Consider the following 17,669-nt stretch of genomic DNA (forward strand, 5'->3'; position numbering starts at 1 on the left):
TTATAAAAAGCGGCTATCCGTTCACTCATGAACGAAAAGCCGCTTTTTATTTTGATTTATTTCCGTATAGTTACATCCCGACTTCCTTTTCAATTGCGCTCGGGTTGTTAAATGTTTTAAGGTTAAGCTTTTTCATAATTCTTGACGTTAATGTTCCCGATACCATCGCATCATTTACATTCAATGCGGTACGGCCCATGTCGATTAACGGTTCAACTGAAATTAATAGACCTGCTAATGCAACTGGTAGGTTCATCGATGAAAGTACGATTAATGCAGCAAAAGTTGCTCCACCACCGACACCGGCAACACCAAATGAACTAATTCCGATGATTAAAACCAACTGTGCAATAAAACCTGGTGAAAGTGGATCAATACCTTGTGATGGTGCAATCATCACAGCTAGCATTGCAGGATAAATTCCAGCACAGCCATTTTGCCCGATTGTAGCACCAAATGAAGCAGACATGTTTGCACTGCCCTCATCTACACCTAAGCTGTTCTTTTGCGCAGAAATATTAAGTGGAATCGTACCCGCGCTTGAACGTGATGTGAAAGCAAATCCTAGTACCGGTAAAACCTTACGAAGGTACGTTAATGGATTTAAACCAAAAACTGCAATTAAAATTAAATGAATAACAAACATTGCTAATAGCGCGACATAAGATGCACCAACAAATTTTCCTAGTTCAAGAATTCCCGCAACATCTGTGCTTGCTACTGTGTTGGCCATTAATCCTAAAATACCAAAAGGTGTTAATCGTAAAATTAGCGTCACAATACGCATGACTACTGCATAAATAGCATTAACTCCAGAAACAAATTTAGCTGCATGCTCTGGTTGTTTTCTACGTACACCAAGTACTGCAACTCCAACAATGATTGAAAAGATTACGACTGCAATCGTCGATGTCGCGCGCGCACCAGTCATATCCGCGAACGGATTACTTGGAATAAAGCTTAAGATTTGCTGTGGAATAGATAAATCCTCCACCGTTCCTAACCGTTCTTCTAAAGCAATCCCTCGATCATTCTCTGCTTGCCCTGCTTCAATTTGACTAGCATCTAGATTAAATAGATTAGCAGAGATGATCCCAACAATCGCTGCAACCATCGCAGTTGTTACTAAAATACCGATGATCCATGCTGACATTTTTCCAAGCTCAGCTGATTTTTCAAGGTTAATAATCGATTGGATAATCGATACCATAATTAAAGGAATAACAATCATCATTAGTAGACTAACATAGCCACGGCCAACTATATTGTACCATTCTGTTGTTGTACTAACGATAGCAGAATCAGGTTGATAAGCAAGCTGTAGGAAGGTACCTAGTAATATACCAAGACCTAGACCAGTAAACACACGCTTACCAAAAGACACATGCTTTTTTTGCATGTAAAATAGAATGCCAATAAGTGCTAACATAATAATAATATTCAAGACAATATATAAGGTATCCATCGTGTTCCATTCCTCCTAGACTTCAATAATATTAAACCAATTCGCATAAAGCCGATTAGTTTACTCAGAATTATATTACTGCTTTCTTATAAATATGTCAAAGAATTTGTGTTAGAAGTTCTGACAAAAAGTAGTGTGCCTTGAGCACTTATTTCAATGATTGTTTGACAGAATATAAATGAATTTTCCAGCACTAATTTATCATTAAATAGTAGAGAATACTCCTGTCATTCACATTTCATGGATCGGACACAGACATACTGCAAATGGTGGGAAAGTTACCAACAGAATCAGAGTAGTATTTTGCCGCACGTGGTGGATTAGAACAAAATATACACATGGGGTAGCATGGGGAAATTAACTTAAACCCAAGTGTTGCATCGAAGCATCATTTGACAAGGGGCTTTTCCAAAGACGAACATGCGCATAGATGACTACATAGGAAATGGAAGTGTAATGTGTAAAGGGGTTATATTTATGCTACAAATCTTATTGTAATCGCTATCGTGCTGTAGCACGCAGCTATAACATCACAGATTTTTCGATTGGTAACCTTGGATTCCTATATGTTCAGATATATAGGAATCCAAGATTATATCAAATACCGGATGAATTCATCCGGCACTATATATATAGCTTTCTGTACTTTTAATTATGCAATCTTTACGTCCTGTCCCAACTCTAAGTGAATCGATTTTCCTCTGTGGGAAATAGTTAATTCTTCACCTTCTAATAATGTGTAAGTTACACCATTCTGAGACATCTTCACGCTTAGCAAGCTTCCTTGATATTTCAAATGGAATTTAAGCGAGTTCCATTCATTGGGAAGGGCAGGAAATAACGACAATCCAGTATCTTTCACTCGTAATCCAGCGAATCCATACACAAGGGCAAGCCAAGTCCCGCCCATATTAGCCATATGAAGACCATCCTTTGTGTTTCCATGGGTGTTATCTATGTCCAAGCGTGCGGTTTCGTTGAAATAACGATATGCTTTGTCATCGTATCCTAACTTAGATGCCATAATACTATACACACAATATGACAAAGATGAATCATGCGTTGTTAATTTCTCATAGTAATCATAGGAGTTCTTGATCGTTTGGAAATCCTGTTGATCCTCTAGTAAAAAATGAGCTAAAACCGTATCTGCTTGCTTACAGACTTGATAGCGATAAAGTGTTAATGGATGATAGTTAAGTAAAAGCGGGAATTTATCTTTTGGTGTATTCTCCAAATCCCATAGTTTCTTAGATAAGAAACTATCATCTTGCGCACTAATTTGATACGTTTCATCGTATGGAAGATACATTCTTTCTCCTGCATCTTTCCATTCCTTCACTTCTTGCTCTGATAGTCCAATCTTATTTACTAGAACATCTAAGCTCTCTTTATTTTTCTCGCTATATATCTGAAAGGCCTTAGCAGCCCACAACAAATTGTTCTTTGCCATCGCATTCGTATAATAATTATTATTAACAATACATGTATATTCATCCGGTCCTGTTACATCATCTATCCTAAATTGATCATCCTTCATGTGACCAGTGTCAATCCACAAGCGTGCTGTTTCGAATAATAGCTCTGCCATATATTCTTGTAAAAAAACATCATCTTTCGTAACTAAATAATATTGAATATAGCTGTATGCAATATCCGCACTAATATGATACTGGGCTGTTCCGGCTGGGAAAAAGGCCGAACTCTCCCCTCCAGTAATTGTACGCCAGGGGAATAACGCTCCTTGTGTATGACCAACTTCTCTCGCTCTTTCTTTTGCACTGTCCAACAAGGAATAACGATGAAGTAATAAGCTACGTGCCATTTCTGGATTGGTCATTAAAAAGAAAGGTAACATGTAGATTTCTGTATCCCAAAAATAATGACCTTCATAGCCTTCGCCAGATAAACCTTTTGCAGCTATGTTACTGACAGCATCTTTACCTGCAGATTGGATAAGATGGAATATATTAAAGCGAATGCCTTGTTGAAGCTGTTCATCACCATCAATTTCAATATCTGATGTTTGCCAAAAATCGTTTAAGTATTGTTTCTGAACAGTTAATAATTGATCAAAATTTTTTTCTTTTATGTTGTCTTGAATCTCTACAGCTTGTTCAAACAAGGCCTGTCCGTGCCGCAACGTATCCGTGTAAACATTGTACTTTGTAAATCTAATTGGATTTCTACCATCAACCACATATACTTCTTCAACATGACTATTTGTGGTTTGACTATCATACGTATATTGTTTCGCTTCGATTTTAGTAGACGTCACACATGCAACCTCAAGCTCAGATTTATATGTTATATTTTTCACCAAACTATAGTCATTATCTTTTTTAACGTCGATTATATTTAATCGTTTGGCATGGCCAGAGGCGACACGAGGATCATCTTTATCAACAAAGTTTGATACACCACCATTAACGTACGACACAATTCTAACTTGATCTACATGGCTTATCGGCTCTATTTTAACGTCAATAGCGAAAAGTTCTCTCGTCACAAAAGAGGTGAATCGTCTAAATTGGATATATGCTTCTTTTCCACTAGGAGATTTCCAATGAATAATACGGTCCAAAAATCCTGCATCAAGGTGTAAGTGTCGATTAAAATCAATCACTTCCCCTTCAAAAAGTGAAAAGCGGTCATCATCCAAATAAATTTCAATCGTTTGCCCGTCAATTACATTTAACAATTTCTGCTGTGTTTCAGGAAATCCATGTAATTTTTCGCCATAACTAATATCCGTGATATCGTGAAAAGCATTAATATATGTCCCACGAATTGATTGAAACGAATCGGTATAACCCTCTTCAAAGTTACCTCGAACCCCTAGATATCCATTACCTAAAGAAAGAAGGCTTTCATCAACAAGTAAGCTGGGATTATCCAAATTCTGTTTTGTTAATTTCCATGTCATAGTTAGCACCCCGTCTAAGATAATGTTCGGGTTCATCTTTCACTTACCCAATCCTGATAACGATCAATAATTTTTTGAAAATCTAACTCATTTGTACTCATCACTTTATAATCTGCACCAATTAATTGTTCTCCAACACCCACGGAAAACATTTCAGCTCCATTAATGGCCTCTACTCCAGATTGCGCATCCTCTATACCGACACAATCTGAGTACGCTACCTCCAGCGCTTCTGCAGCTGTTGTAAATGTTTCAGGATCAGGTTTACCTTTTGTCACCTTAGCAGCATCTACTAGATAATCGAAATGGTTAGTAAGTCCTAGTTGCTCTAATACTGCAGGTGCATTTTTACTTGCTGAACCCAAGGCGACCTTGATTTCATACTTTTTAATTTTATTCAGTAAAACTTCAATACCAGGTAAGATGTCATTTGAATTTATTTTATCTATTAATTTTTTAAAATGATCATTCTTCTGCGTGGCATATTTTTCTTTCTCTTGTTCCGTCATTTCAGCTAAAGAAGGGGCTAATGATAAAATTCGTTCTAGCGATTTTATTCGACTGATGCCTTTTAACTGCTCATTGAATGCTCGATCAATCGAAACACCTAATTCTTCCCCTAATTCCTTCCAAGCTAAATAGTGAAACTCTGCCGTGTCGGTAATGATGCCATCTAAATCGAATATAAATGCTCTTGGATATCTCGTCATTGGTGATGCTCCTTTAAACTGCAAAATGTCATTTTCTTAGCTTGTTGTCACAACCTACATTTAAAACATACATAATACTGAACACGTACACGTTCTGATTTTTCAATTCATAAATATAGTACAAGTATGGAAGTGGGCTCATCTACTCACACACTAGTACACCTCATTTCTTTTTATACGTATTTCCTTTTTCTTCTTCATCCTTCCATCCTGGAGCCACTTCTCCATGAACAGGACCTTGTAACAATGGATCATTCGTTTTGACCATCCATTCGTCCACTTTCGCTCGCAATTTCTTAACAACATCTGCATATCGTTCGTTATAAGCAACATTGTTTTGCTCTAGTGGATCATTTTGAAGGTCATATAGTTCTTCTTCTATATTAGCTACGTAATATTCTTCTCTCACATCTTGACCTGCTAAGCTCTCATGTATATCTAAAGGAAGATATACTTTAGGTCCATCCTCAAAATTATGAATATATTTATAATCGTTAGTGCGAACTCCACGCATCGGATGATATCTATCATGCCAAGTTAATTCACAGAAAAAGCTTTCCCGCGGTTGATATGCTTCCTTTCTTAATAATGGTAAAAAGCTATAGCCATCTATTTCTTCCGGTATATTTGCTTCTGCTAATTCCAACAAAGTTGGCATTAAATCAACATTGCAAAGGAGCTCATCCCTATTAACTCCCTCTTTAACCATTCCATTTGGAAATTTCATAATTAATGCAGTCTCTAAACCAGATTCAAGCAAAGTCCCTTTCGCTCGTGGGAATGGTATACCATGATCGGTTGTATAAATGATAATTGTATTTTCAGACAATCCTGTCTCTTTCAATTTATTCTTAATTCTTCCTATCGCACGATCCAACTCTTTTACTGAACCATGAAAATGCGCAATATCATTTCTAATCCCTTCCTTATCTGGTAAGTAGGAGGGGACTTCGATCGAATTTATTGGATCTGGCTTAAAATGATCAACAGGTAAATGGGTTTCCTCAAAACCAACTGATGCATAAAAAGGTGAATCATAATCAGCGTCAGCTTTTTCCTCTAAAAAGACTTCAAATTTTTCTGTTACACGACTAGCAGTATTGCCAGGAACTTTCACTACATGTTGATAGCCTAACTTTTCTCCATCTCGTTCGCCGTCAATCGACTCATGGAAAAATCCAAATAAGTGTGTTTCATACCCTGCTTTGCTCATTTCTGATGGAATTGTTTTAGTATCTTTTTCCATCGTGTGTCCCATGTGTGCTAATCCTAGCATTCCGTGGTTATGTCCATACTTCCCAGTTAAAATGCTAGCTCGACTTGGACTACATTGAGGTTGAGAACAAAAATAATTATCAAATCGAATGCCTTCTTCAGCTAATTCGTCTAATTCTGGGGTTGCTATCTTTTTGCCATAGGTACCTAAATATCTACCCGTATCATGAGAAATCACCATAATAATGTTTGTTTTTTTCAAAGTTATTTCCTCCATAAGTCAAACGCCTGCGTTTTAAAAGTAGTAAAAATCGATTGTCCAAACTACCTAAAGACCGGTTAATATATTTCCAGATGAAAAAAATTATATAATTGCTTTTTATTTGGAAGCAATAGGATTTTATAAGCGAGGTTTGTTCCTTAAATTAAATCACCAATTAAGTTAGGCATAAAAAACATCACTCGAGCTAAGTTAACCGTACATAACTTTGACGTAACCAGCAATGCAAACATTAACCCGATTAAATTTACTGAGATAACCGATAGAACAGTAAATTTCACTGTCATCCACATAGAAGCTAAAAACCGTTAAAGGATCTAATCCCTCCGCTTCAATATTTGTTAGAGCAGAAATAAATTTGAACTCATTCACAATATAGTCATGTCCTGTCTCACTTGTATGCAACCAGTTAATGAAATCATTAGCTGCTTGAATTTCAAGCATCACATTTTTTGAGTTAATTGCCCAGTTATTCTTCCCCACACCAACTGGCAACTTATCGTTATCCTTGAACGGTAAAGGTAACATTCCTATCTCGAAGTCTAAATCATAATCCTCGAACATTCCCATGACCAGTTTCCTTGGTGAATCGTCGCTGTATTTCCTGCAGTGAGAATGGCTAGTTACTTAAGTGGCCAATTAAGAAATATGCTTCTTGACCAAGACTAAGTCATTTATACCTTGATCATTGGGATCTTCTAAAGTATAAGAAAAATACGACGCCAGTAATATTAATACTATTTTTTTTATCTTTTTTTCTGAAATTAGTAATGGTATATGGAACCAACCTTGACTAAATCACTTTTATTTTAAAATAAAATCGCTTACAATTATATTAATATTTTTAGGTGTGTGATAATATTTTTGTTACTTAGGAGGAAATATGATGCACAATGGAACCAGAAATAAACTACATTCTCAATTTTTGAAGCTGCAATTAATTAACAAAAAAGAAGAGTATATACACCCTTCCTTTTTAATGGAAACCAGATTACAAGAAGCAATTATGCACGCTGACTTGTCTCAGGCATTAAATATTTTAGAAAGTATAAATAAAGATCAACGCCCTTCATTAGCAACTACTTCTATAGTAAGGTCATTAAAAAATTCACTGATTTGCTCCTGCACTTTATTTACAAGAGCGATCATTAATGGAGGAATAAATCCGGAGAAGGCTTTTACGTTAAGTGACGTGTATATTCTCGAAATTGAATCCCGGGAAACTGTGGAGTCTTTGAGTAATCTAGAATATGACATGCTCAAACATTTTATAGATGTTTTAGGTAATGAAGATATTTCTCCATATAGCAATACAGTCAACCAATCCGTTGCTTATATTAGCGAAAATATACTGCAAGACTTATCTCTTAAATCCATAAGTGATTATTGCTATGTGAATTCAAGTTATTTATCACACATTTTCAAGAAAGAGGTTGGATTGTCGATCGTAAAGTATATTAATAAAAAACGAGTTGAGGAAGCCAAACATCTACTGTTGCATACAACAAGTTCAATATCTGAAATAGCCTTACTATTTCGATTTTGCAACCAAAGCTATTTTACTCAACAATTCAAACTATACGAGGGTTTAACACCGAAGGAATTTAGGGATAAAAGGTTTTTATAGAAGTGCTGAAGTTGTGAAAAACTAAAAATTTCAGTTGTATTAACCCATTAACCCTTATGCAATTAGTACTCTTCTTACATAATTTTCACAATGTCTCACTGTGTTAAGTGAACGTAATTGATTGTAGATCAATTACAAGCGGATATATCGAAGCCAAGCTAGGATCATACCTTTTTTCGTTATACCCTGTACAATAATGCTATTTTGTTGTATTAGTCTGGTAAGATGACTCTACTTAAAGTTAGCTTTCAGCATAGTGAATTCAACATCTGAGATGATACTTATCCTTATATTGTATTTTATAATTGGACTTGTTGCTTCTATACTCGGCGCAGTTGCTGGCCTAGGCGGCGAGGTAATTATTAAACCTGTGCTAGATTTATTTGGACATTTTGACTTACCTACAATTGGGGTGCTGTACGCTTCAATTGTTTTATCGATGGCGACAGTGTCCTTACTTAAAATAAGGAAAGAGGATGTTAAGCTTAATAAGCCGTTAGTTTGATGATTGCTGTTGCTTCCATATTAGGCGGCATCATCGGAAAAGAAATCATAAATTTTATTGCTATATCTCTTGACATTCCAACTACGCAGCTATTATTCAATCTAATTTACTAGCCACCCTACTATCTCTGATCTATATTTATTAAAAAAAGAAGCATAAATTAAAATCTTTAGTACTAAAAAATAATTCCATATATTTTCTATAGGGTTCTTACTCGGATTTCTCTCTGCCATTAATTTAAAGTTTATGGTTAGTAATTGATATTATTATGTAACATATAATATCTACAAAACAGCATAAAAAGCTAACTCCCAAAAATCGTATGCACAACGACCTTTTTGAGTTAGCTTTTTTCAATTTCACATAAGTTACTTGATTTAAGCGTTCCATCCACAATATCTCATTAGATTTTTTTCAAACGAATAACGTTCCAAGATTTAGTCTTTAATGTGGCTTCAAGTACGCCGTCTTGTAATTTTGATTCGCCTTTACTGTGCGGAGCAACTTTTTGTTTCTTTGCAGTATTCGTTGCTTTTAGATCCTCATTTTGTAATACGATGTGTTCTACAATCTGATATCCTTCAAAGCTTCTTACATCTGCATGTAAGAAAATATCTTCATCTAAATTTTTGTTAACCATAAAGATAGTAACTTCTTCGGTTTCTTCATTGTAGACAGCTGCACTATCAACGAATGGTACATCTGTATATTCTCTACTATCATATTTCGGTGAAGAAACAATCGGTTTAATCGCAACTCCTCTACCAAATACAGAAGCATGCATATATGGATAAAATATCGTTTGTTTCCATGAGCGTCCATTGTTTTCTGTCATGATTGGCGCAATAACATTTACAAGTTGTGCAAGGCATGCCATTTTCACACGATCTGCATGGTTCAACAGTGTAATTAACATACTTCCTACTAATAACGCATCCTCAAAGTTGTAAACATCTTCTAATTGCGGCGGTGCAACAGTCCAAGCTTCAATCTCTTTATCAGATTCATGCGAATGGTACCAAACATTCCATTCATCAAAGCTAAGCATCATCGTCTTTTTACTTCTATGCTTCGCCTTAATATAATCACATGTTGCTTTAACAGATTTTATAAAATGATCCATTTCCATATTTTTGGCTAAGAAATTGGCAGGATCATCCTCCTTATTGCCAAAGTATTGGTGAAGCGAAATGTAATCTGCTTCATCATATGCGATATCAAGTACGGTTGCATCATACTCAGGGAATGTTGCCATACTTGAGCTAGAGCTACCACACGCGACTAGCTCAATTGTTGGATCTACGAGTTTCATTGCTTTGGCCGTTTCCTTAGCAATTCTGCCATATTCATAAGCTGTTTTGTGACCTACTTGCCAAGGTCCATCCATCTCATTACCAAGGCACCATGTCTTAATATTATGAGGCTGTTCATATCCGTGCGATTTACGAAGGTCACTATAATAGGTACCACCTGAATGGTTGGTGTATTCTAATAGATTCCTAGCCGCATCAATTCCTCTAGTTCCTAAGTTAACAGCCATCATTACATCTGCATTTACTTTTTTAGCCCAATCAGCAAATTCGTTCGTACCTATTTCATTTGTTTCAATTGTGCGCCATGCCAATTCTAGTCTTTTCGGGCGATCTTCCTTCGGGCCAACACCGTCTTCCCAATTATAAGCAGACACCATATTCCCACCAGGGTAACGTACGATTGGTACTTGGAGTTCTTTTACTAGATCGATAACATCTTCTCGAAATCCTTGTTCATCTGCTAGTGGGTGTTGTGGGTCATAGATACCGCCATATACGGCTCTTCCCAGGTGCTCGATAAATGAACCATATATACGCTCATCTACTTTGCCGATTTTGTTATTCTTTTCTAAGGTCATTTTTGCTTTTAATTGGTTTCCCATATTTAACACTCCTTTTTAATTAAAGTGATGCTAATAACGACACGTTAGGTCTAGATTGGTTAAGCGTTTTTATATTTTTCCTTCAAGTATGCTATTGCCCCATTAATATAAGGCTCTTTTGTTTCTTCTAATATGATATTAATGTGCGGTTTATTAGCTTTTATATAGTTAAATATCACATCATAGTTTAATAATCCTTGGCCAACGGGTGCTTCTTTTACTTGTTCCCCATCAATGATAAAATCTTTAGCGTGCAAAATAATGATTCTATCACCAAAGAGCTCGTATGCCTCTTGAATTACTTGTTCTTGATGAACATAGTTTTCTTTCGTTAAATAATTGGTAGGATCGAATATTACTTGTAGATTGTTAGAATCTATATCATCTAATAGACGCTTCATCATTTTCGGAGAATAGATCGGGTGATTTACTCCTCCTTCAATTCCAACAATTACGCCGAATTTTTCCGCTTCTGTCACAAGTTCTCTAACGCTTTTCACTACTTCTTGATAAGGCTCTTCATTAAAGTTATCTTCTGTATAGACAGTCTCAGCATTTACATTACCTGTTTCCGTACCAACAACACTGCAGTTAAAATCCCGAGCATAGCGAATGTGTTCTTTAAAGCCGTTTAATAATTCTTGTCTTTCTGCCAAGTCTGGATGAATCATATTGATATAGCAACCTAATAGTGCGATATCAACATTTTGATTGTTAAATGTTTTAGCTATTGTCTTGGCAAAACCAGGAGTTAAACTGCCTAAACCTATCTTGGTATCTTTAACAGATTTTCTTAGAACAAGTTGAACAGAGTTAAGACCTTTACTAGCTATCTCATTTGCGAGATCCTCCAATGTATCCATTTCTAGATCGTGCCCACGAATTCCTACATTCATCTTACCATCCTCCAAAATTATTTTACATGTGATCACTTACATACAGAAGAACACCTTTATGATTAATGAAATAGGTGTTCTTCTATTGTTAAATCATGAAGCAAAATATAAATTGGCTTATTCCTCATCAGATGCTTTCTTGACTCTTTCCATTTGCGATGTTTGATTGATCGAAAACGGAATAAGTTGGATTTGAAAATCAAACGGCTGTAAAAGTAATTCATACTTCGGCAATACATCTGGTCCACAGCTCGCACTTCCAACCCCATGGTGTTGATAATCTAGATGGACAAAGAGTTCATCCCTTTTTTGAAGTTCATACGTATGCTGTGCTTGAGCAAAATCTTCAACCGCATAGCGATGTGCACTGAAATTGAATGCTGGCTTTCCTTTTGATAACAAACCAATTCCTTGTTCATTAACAAATGATACCCATCGCACATCGGTCCGGTTACCATTTTCTTGTGGATACACATATTCCGTATACAGTTCATCTACGATTTTTTCATAAACTCCAAGTCGATTAGCCTGTTTGCTATCGATATACGATTCACCTGGGCCTCTACCGTACCATTTCACTTGTTCCATCGTTTTAGGCAACCTCATTTCCAGCCCAATGCGTGGAACAGTTCGAGGTGTATCGCCAATAGGTGTGCCTACAACAGCTATTTTTACTTCACCATCGGTATATATTTTATATGTGATTTGAAGGTCGATTCCCCATGCTAATATTGGCGGTGCTACTCTTTTGCTAACAATAACAGTTGCACTAGATTTGTCTGCAGCCAATTCCCAATTAACCGCCTCTACCCTTTCAGTTAACCAAAGTAAGCCATACTTCTTCCATTCTGGTTCAGATCTATGATCATTATCAATCATCGCTCGCCAAAGCTGTAATTGAGGACCAACATGAATGAGTTCCGTTCCTTGATAACTCCACTGTTCCAGATCTCCAGAGAAACTATTAAAAACAACCTCGAAGTTAAATCCTAAAATAGTAACGTTGTTCTTCTCTGTTGTAACTGCTAATGGACTCACATGTTTCGGTTGCTCACTTTGTGTTTTTTCAACCTTTTGCGGTAATTCGAACTGAGCCCAAGCTATTTCATGGCCACATTTGGCCCAATTTGTGTTCACATTTAACGTAAATTCTAAGTTAAGCCAATAATCTGTTCCTTCTGTTAGTTGTTCCGGAAGCTGATAAGGGATTGTCATCTCTATCGTTTCACCAGCTGTGAAATTTACAAGAGGAAACGTTCCTTGATCAATAATTTCTCCATCTGCTTCGACATTCCACGATGCAGCCAAATGGTCCAAGCAAATAAAATCATACTTATTCGTAATCTTTACAATCCCTTTTTCAAGGTCGACTGCCTCAACTTGAACAGGTTCAATTACTTTTTTATGTTCAAAATATGCTGGTGAAGGGATCCGATTTGGCTTGACTAAACCATCCAATACAAAATTATAATCATTCGGTTCGTCTCCGAAATCACCACCATAAGCAAAATATTCTTCACCATCAGGCGTATATTGTCTTAGACCATGGTCACACCATTCCCAAACAAATCCACCTTGTATTCGATCGTATTTATAGATTACATCCCAGTATTCTTTAAATGCACCTGGTCCATTACCCATCGCATGCTCATACTCACATAAAATAAGCGGCTTCGAGTGGTTCGTTTTTTCTCCTAGAAGTTTTAGTTCCTCTATTCCTGTATACATGGTGGAGAACACATCAGAAGACCTAGGTTCCCTTTCTGATTTTTCTGTATAAAATATTTCCTTCGTTTCACCTTCATAGTGAACCAATCTACCGGGGTCGCGCTGTTTTGCCCATTTATACATCGCATCATGGTTTCTACCATAACCTGACTCGTTTCCTAAAGACCACATGATGATTGATGGATGGTTTTTGTCTCTTTCTAGCATTCTTTCAATTCTGTCTATGTAAGCTTTCTCCCACGCTGGTGAATCACTCAACTGATGTAAATTTCCTGCTGAGCCAAAGCCGTGTGTTTCAAGGTCTGCTTCATCGATCACATACAAGCCTAATTCATCGCATAAATCATAAAAACGCGGATCGTTTGGATAATGTGCTGTTCTTACTGCATTAATATTACTTTGCTTCATCATGACAAGGTCTTTCTTCATGTGCTCTACGGAAACAGCATGACCTAAATCGGGATGACTATCATGACGGTTTACACCTTTAAACTTAATAGCCACACCATTAATAAGTACAAGCCCGTCCTTCAGTTGTATAGAGCGGAAACCAATCTTTTGAGCAAAAACTTCCATATTGTTTCCGTTTTGATCCTTTACTGTTATGATTAGATGGTACAAATAAGGGTCTTCAGCAGACCATAGGTGTGGATTACGAATAAATTCATTAATTATTAGTCGTTCTTCATGCTTATCCAACTTTGCTTGTACCGTACCAGTTGTGACAACCTGTTTAGCATTATCAAGCAATACGTAAGATACGTTTATATTAGAATTGCTTTGCTTGGAAAAATTAACAACATCTAAATCAACCTTTACCATAGCATCTTGTAAGTTATCATCTAATTCCGGTTTAATGAAGAAATCGCGTGTATGAATAGCTGGCCTGGTGAGTAAATAAACATCTCGAAAAATGCCGCTTAACCACCACATATCTTGGTCTTCAAGATATGATGCTTTGGACCATTTGTAGACACGTACAGCTATCGTGTTTTTACCTTGCTTCACGAAAGGTGTAATGTTAAATTCTGCCGGAATCCTACTTCCTTCACTATAGCCAACTTCTTCCCCATTGACCCATACATGAAAAGCACCGTCAACACCTTCAAACCTTAGGAATAATTGCTCATCTGCTTGATCATCCAAGTAGAATTCACGTTTATAAGAACCTATTGGGTTAGCAGTTGGCACATAAGGTGGATCGACTGGAAACGGATAATGAATATTCGTATAATGCGGCTTATCATAGCCTTGAAATTGCCAGTTACTTGGTACGTTAATCGTATCCCATTCACTCACATCAAAGTTATCCTGTCCAAAGGAATTTGGTGCAAGGTGCGAGTTTTCCGCATAATGGAATTTCCATACGCCATTCAATAAAGTAAACTGTTCCGCATTACCGCGATCATAAGTAAGTGCAGCTGATTCTGTTCTAAACGGGAGAAAATAAGCCCTACTTTTCTCCCGATTACGTTGCAAGACGTCCAGATTTTCAATATCCTTGATACGCATCATAACCCTCCTACATGTGATCTTTATTTAATACGAATATGAAATAGTTTTTCGGTAGGAGATACCAGGTTAACCTTTACTGCCTGCACATTGGCTACCTTTTTAACTTCACCTATATCCTCGATCCAGTGCGCATGCTCCCCACTGTCAATCTGGATATAGTTTTCACCTGCTTGATATGTTAGTTCATCTTTTTTCCAAAAACATGTCTTTTCATTGACGCTATTTATGTTATTGCCCTGAACAATACCCTCGCTATCAAACAGGAATTCCACTTGCAAAAATACATCTTCTCGTTCGTCTGATTTCAGATGGAGCTTCCACTCACCATCACTAGACTTGTGTATATCGACTACTACTTCGAATGACTGATTGTGCGTTGTTTTTCTATGCTGATGTGGGAGCAAATACCAAATGCTTGTATCTTCTCTATGCGATAAGAACTGCTTAGGTATTGGTCCCTTATATCCTTTTTCCATCCGCTTCTTTAATCGATAACCATTGTCCCGTTTTTCAAGTGTGTCAAATTCAATTATTCCAGGTGAAAAACTACTATACAATCGTATCCCTAATAGCTTTGCATCACCTTTTCTAAGCGAGAAAACGGACGCATTTTTACTCATTATGGTTGCACTTTCATCCTCTTCTCGATAACGGACAATTGGTGCTCCAAAAGATTCATGCATACTACTATGTTCGATTTTGGATTCATGACCAACTAGGTCCATCTTGGATAAATTGTTAGCTACTGGAAAATCACGATTGATCATTACTTCATAATGCATTGGTAATGTTGTATTTTTAAACTGTTGTTCTTTTATAAACGGAAACAGAAGATATCCGATCATAATGTGATTATTCACAGGGCCCATGTCTGTTATGTTTTCAGCAGCTAAATCGGCAATTGCTGCATAATCTGGATTCTTGTCATGATAAGCCATTAAACGACAGACCAAATAATATTGAGATAAGTCAAATGAACTTCCAAAGTCTTGACGACCAGAATAATCTGTTACAACTTCCCCATCGGGATGAACAAGGTATTTCATCATGTCGAGGTTTTTTCTAACATACTCTAGTAATTCTGGTTTATTTAGTAGTTGCGCCGTATGATAAAGAAAAATATCACTGACCGTATTGTAAATACCGTTGCTTCTTTCGGTCCATTCACCGTCTTCTGTTATATCAATTCCTTCTAATAACCATTCCTCTGCTCTATCTAATAAATCATCATCTTTAAAGATAGTATATAGTTGACCTAAGGCGGAAGATAATACCCAACGATGATTCGGAGTATGACATCCACCAGTTAACATTGCTGGGATAGCCCTTTCAAGAAAAGACCTTAGCTTACTCGTTAATAGATTAGCACCAAGAGCCCTATCCTTGTTCAGCAAATGATAAAGATGACAAAATCCATTTACTAGAAACCCAGTATCAGGTGGAGAATGATAATTAGTCCAACCCGGAGAAATAGTTCCGTCCTCATGTTGTTGATCGAGCATATAATCCAATGCTTTATCTATTCTCTTTGCTAATTGCTCTTGATGATAATAGCTAGAATCTGGGTTAACATAGGAACAAACCCAACTAGCAAGTACACTTCCTGTACCGGTATGACTCGGGCTAGGGATTCCGGTTTTGAAGAAAATTACCCCTCCAAAATATCGACTATTAACATCATTGATTTGTTTTTCAAAAAAAGATTCTGTTATATTGTCGTTTATCTCTACCATTTCTTTATACAAGTTCATCACCACTTTTGTTCGAAGTCATTTTTAAATGTGATAAAGTGATTCTGTTAATAGAACCATCGTTAACGCTTGACCGTAAGCCATCGGAGCAATAATAATATTTTTGTAATCTTGCTTTGTTTTCCCAATCGGCGTACCACCAGAAACTCCAAGAACAGTTCCGTCTTCTGAAATATGATCTATTACTGCTTCCACAGCTGTTTTACAAGCAGGTAAATAATCGCTTTCAGGCAATATACCAATTCTGATCGCTTTTAATATACCTGCTGTTATCGCTGCAGACCCAGAAACCTCCAAGTAACTTTCTTTATCATCAATTAAAGTGTGCCACAATCCGTTTGCAGATTGTAAGCTTATTAATGCATCAACCTGCGCTCGATATGTTTGAACTAAATAATCGTAAACACCATGGTCAAGATGGTCCCTCATAATTTCCAAATATTCGGGTAGACCGATCGTGAACCAGCTATTTCCCCGACACCATAAAGCTTCACTAAAATTATCGCGATTGTTGAAGCTCCAGCCATGGTAAAACAGCCTTTCCTTCTTTTCATATAGATATTTAATATGTGTTAGTAACTGATAGACAGATTCCTCTCTCCATGCTAGCACATCATATTTAACACCCATCTTTGCACTAAATAACACCGTCATAAATATCGTATCTAACCAAATTTCACTATCGTGGAGCTTTAAATCATTTTTTGTCTTTCCTGTTGTAACGTGTTGAAACCCATTTTCCTCTGTACGAGGAAGTTCGTTCATGATCCAATGCATCCAGTCCTTACAAAACTTCTCGTTTTCATCTAAATTCATCAGAGTAAGTAGTGCTGCAGTAGTATTTATGTTACGTGCTGGTAAACCTCGTTCTTTTTGCGTATCCATCCAAGTTTTCATATATGCATCATATCTCTGGTCACCAAAATAATGTTGTAGTTTACTCAACCCTAACAATCCAACACCTTGTGGCCAATCCCATTCTTCCATACCAAAATCACGAGCAAAATAACCTATTTTTTCACCATCATCACCTAGCTCGCTATAACGCTCCTCATTATCTGGTCGTTTCAAATCGATTAATTGATTGGCAACTAATTCTATTTTTTCAAGCAATTCATTTTTATTCAACAGGAACC

12 protein-coding genes are annotated in these 17,669 nt (G+C 36.7%); 2 read left to right on the forward strand and 10 right to left on the reverse strand.

Translation table 11 applies throughout. The features are described 5' to 3' along the window. Positions 1-70: 70 nt before the first annotated feature. From ACI6MV_RS19890 to ACI6MV_RS19910, 5 genes are all read right to left on the reverse strand, one after another. The gene (locus tag ACI6MV_RS19890) at positions 71-1,465 is read right to left on the reverse strand and encodes an L-cystine transporter (RefSeq protein ID WP_407272070.1); all 1,395 of its coding nucleotides are present in this window, start codon (positions 1,463-1,465) and stop codon (positions 71-73) included. A 652-nt stretch (positions 1,466-2,117) separates the two neighbouring features. Next, a complete protein-coding gene (locus ACI6MV_RS19895) occupies positions 2,118-4,391 on the reverse strand; it encodes a glycoside hydrolase family 65 protein (RefSeq protein WP_407272071.1) in 2,274 nt (757 codons plus the stop codon). Between the two features lie 32 nt (positions 4,392-4,423). Next, complete coding sequence (pgmB, locus tag ACI6MV_RS19900) at positions 4,424-5,101, reverse strand: beta-phosphoglucomutase (RefSeq protein WP_407272072.1); 678 nt, start codon at positions 5,099-5,101, stop codon at positions 4,424-4,426. Between the two features lie 163 nt (positions 5,102-5,264). After that, positions 5,265-6,578 (reverse strand): sulfatase family protein, encoded by a 1,314-nt coding sequence (locus ACI6MV_RS19905; RefSeq protein WP_407272073.1) that lies wholly within the window; start codon positions 6,576-6,578, stop codon positions 5,265-5,267. Positions 6,579-6,788: 210 nt separating this feature from the next. Further along, complete coding sequence (locus tag ACI6MV_RS19910) at positions 6,789-7,166, reverse strand: hypothetical protein (protein WP_407272074.1); 378 nt, start codon at positions 7,164-7,166, stop codon at positions 6,789-6,791. Positions 7,167-7,482: 316 nt separating this feature from the next. Between ACI6MV_RS19910 and ACI6MV_RS19915 the strand changes: the two genes are divergently transcribed. Together ACI6MV_RS19915 and ACI6MV_RS19920 are read left to right on the forward strand one after the other, a co-directional pair. After that, entirely contained in the window at positions 7,483-8,223 is a 741-nt protein-coding gene (locus ACI6MV_RS19915) for a helix-turn-helix domain-containing protein (RefSeq protein ID WP_407272075.1), read from the forward strand. 256 nt (positions 8,224-8,479) lie between these two features. Next, positions 8,480-8,728 (forward strand): hypothetical protein, encoded by a 249-nt coding sequence (locus tag ACI6MV_RS19920; RefSeq protein ID WP_407272076.1) that lies wholly within the window; start codon positions 8,480-8,482, stop codon positions 8,726-8,728. A gap of 403 nt (positions 8,729-9,131) precedes the next feature. Here the strand turns inward: ACI6MV_RS19920 and arfA are convergent, their stop codons facing one another. The 5 genes from arfA to ACI6MV_RS19945 form a co-directional block, all read right to left on the reverse strand. Next, positions 9,132-10,643 (reverse strand): arabinosylfuranosidase ArfA, encoded by a 1,512-nt coding sequence (gene arfA / locus ACI6MV_RS19925; protein ID WP_407272077.1) that lies wholly within the window; start codon positions 10,641-10,643, stop codon positions 9,132-9,134. 59 nt (positions 10,644-10,702) lie between these two features. Continuing rightward, the gene (locus ACI6MV_RS19930; protein ID WP_407272078.1) at positions 10,703-11,539 is read right to left on the reverse strand and encodes a sugar phosphate isomerase/epimerase family protein; all 837 of its coding nucleotides are present in this window, start codon (positions 11,537-11,539) and stop codon (positions 10,703-10,705) included. Positions 11,540-11,656: 117 nt separating this feature from the next. After that, complete coding sequence (gene lacZ, locus ACI6MV_RS19935; protein ID WP_407272079.1) at positions 11,657-14,779, reverse strand: beta-galactosidase, LacZ type; 3,123 nt, start codon at positions 14,777-14,779, stop codon at positions 11,657-11,659. Between the two features lie 23 nt (positions 14,780-14,802). Continuing rightward, positions 14,803-16,533 (reverse strand): hypothetical protein, encoded by a 1,731-nt coding sequence (locus ACI6MV_RS19940; RefSeq protein ID WP_407272080.1) that lies wholly within the window; start codon positions 16,531-16,533, stop codon positions 14,803-14,805. 24 nt (positions 16,534-16,557) lie between these two features. Further along, entirely contained in the window at positions 16,558-17,661 is a 1,104-nt protein-coding gene (locus ACI6MV_RS19945) for a glycoside hydrolase family 88/105 protein (protein WP_407272081.1), read from the reverse strand. Positions 17,662-17,669 lie beyond the last annotated feature (8 nt).

The sequence above is a fragment of the Radiobacillus sp. PE A8.2 genome, from assembly GCF_045635475.1.
Lineage (GTDB): Bacteria > Bacillota > Bacilli > Bacillales > Amphibacillaceae > JBJGXI01.

What these genes read in the sequence shown, in the direction of transcription:
- lacZ (WP_407272079.1), bottom strand. Translation starts at nt 14,779, where the DNA reads ATGCGTATCAAGGATATTGAAAATCTGGACGTCTTGCAACGTAATCGG.
- ACI6MV_RS19910 (WP_407272074.1), bottom strand. Translation starts at nt 7,166, where the DNA reads ATGGGAATGTTCGAGGATTATGATTTAGACTTCGAGATAGGAATGTTA.
- pgmB (WP_407272072.1), bottom strand. Translation starts at nt 5,101, where the DNA reads ATGACGAGATATCCAAGAGCATTTATATTCGATTTAGATGGCATCATT.
- ACI6MV_RS19915 (WP_407272075.1), top strand. Translation starts at nt 7,483, where the DNA reads ATGCACAATGGAACCAGAAATAAACTACATTCTCAATTTTTGAAGCTG.
- arfA (WP_407272077.1), bottom strand. Translation starts at nt 10,643, where the DNA reads ATGGGAAACCAATTAAAAGCAAAAATGACCTTAGAAAAGAATAACAAA.
- ACI6MV_RS19930 (WP_407272078.1), bottom strand. Translation starts at nt 11,539, where the DNA reads ATGAATGTAGGAATTCGTGGGCACGATCTAGAAATGGATACATTGGAG.
- ACI6MV_RS19895 (WP_407272071.1), bottom strand. Translation starts at nt 4,391, where the DNA reads ATGACATGGAAATTAACAAAACAGAATTTGGATAATCCCAGCTTACTT.
- ACI6MV_RS19890 (WP_407272070.1), bottom strand. Translation starts at nt 1,465, where the DNA reads ATGGATACCTTATATATTGTCTTGAATATTATTATTATGTTAGCACTT.
- ACI6MV_RS19940 (WP_407272080.1), bottom strand. Translation starts at nt 16,533, where the DNA reads ATGAACTTGTATAAAGAAATGGTAGAGATAAACGACAATATAACAGAA.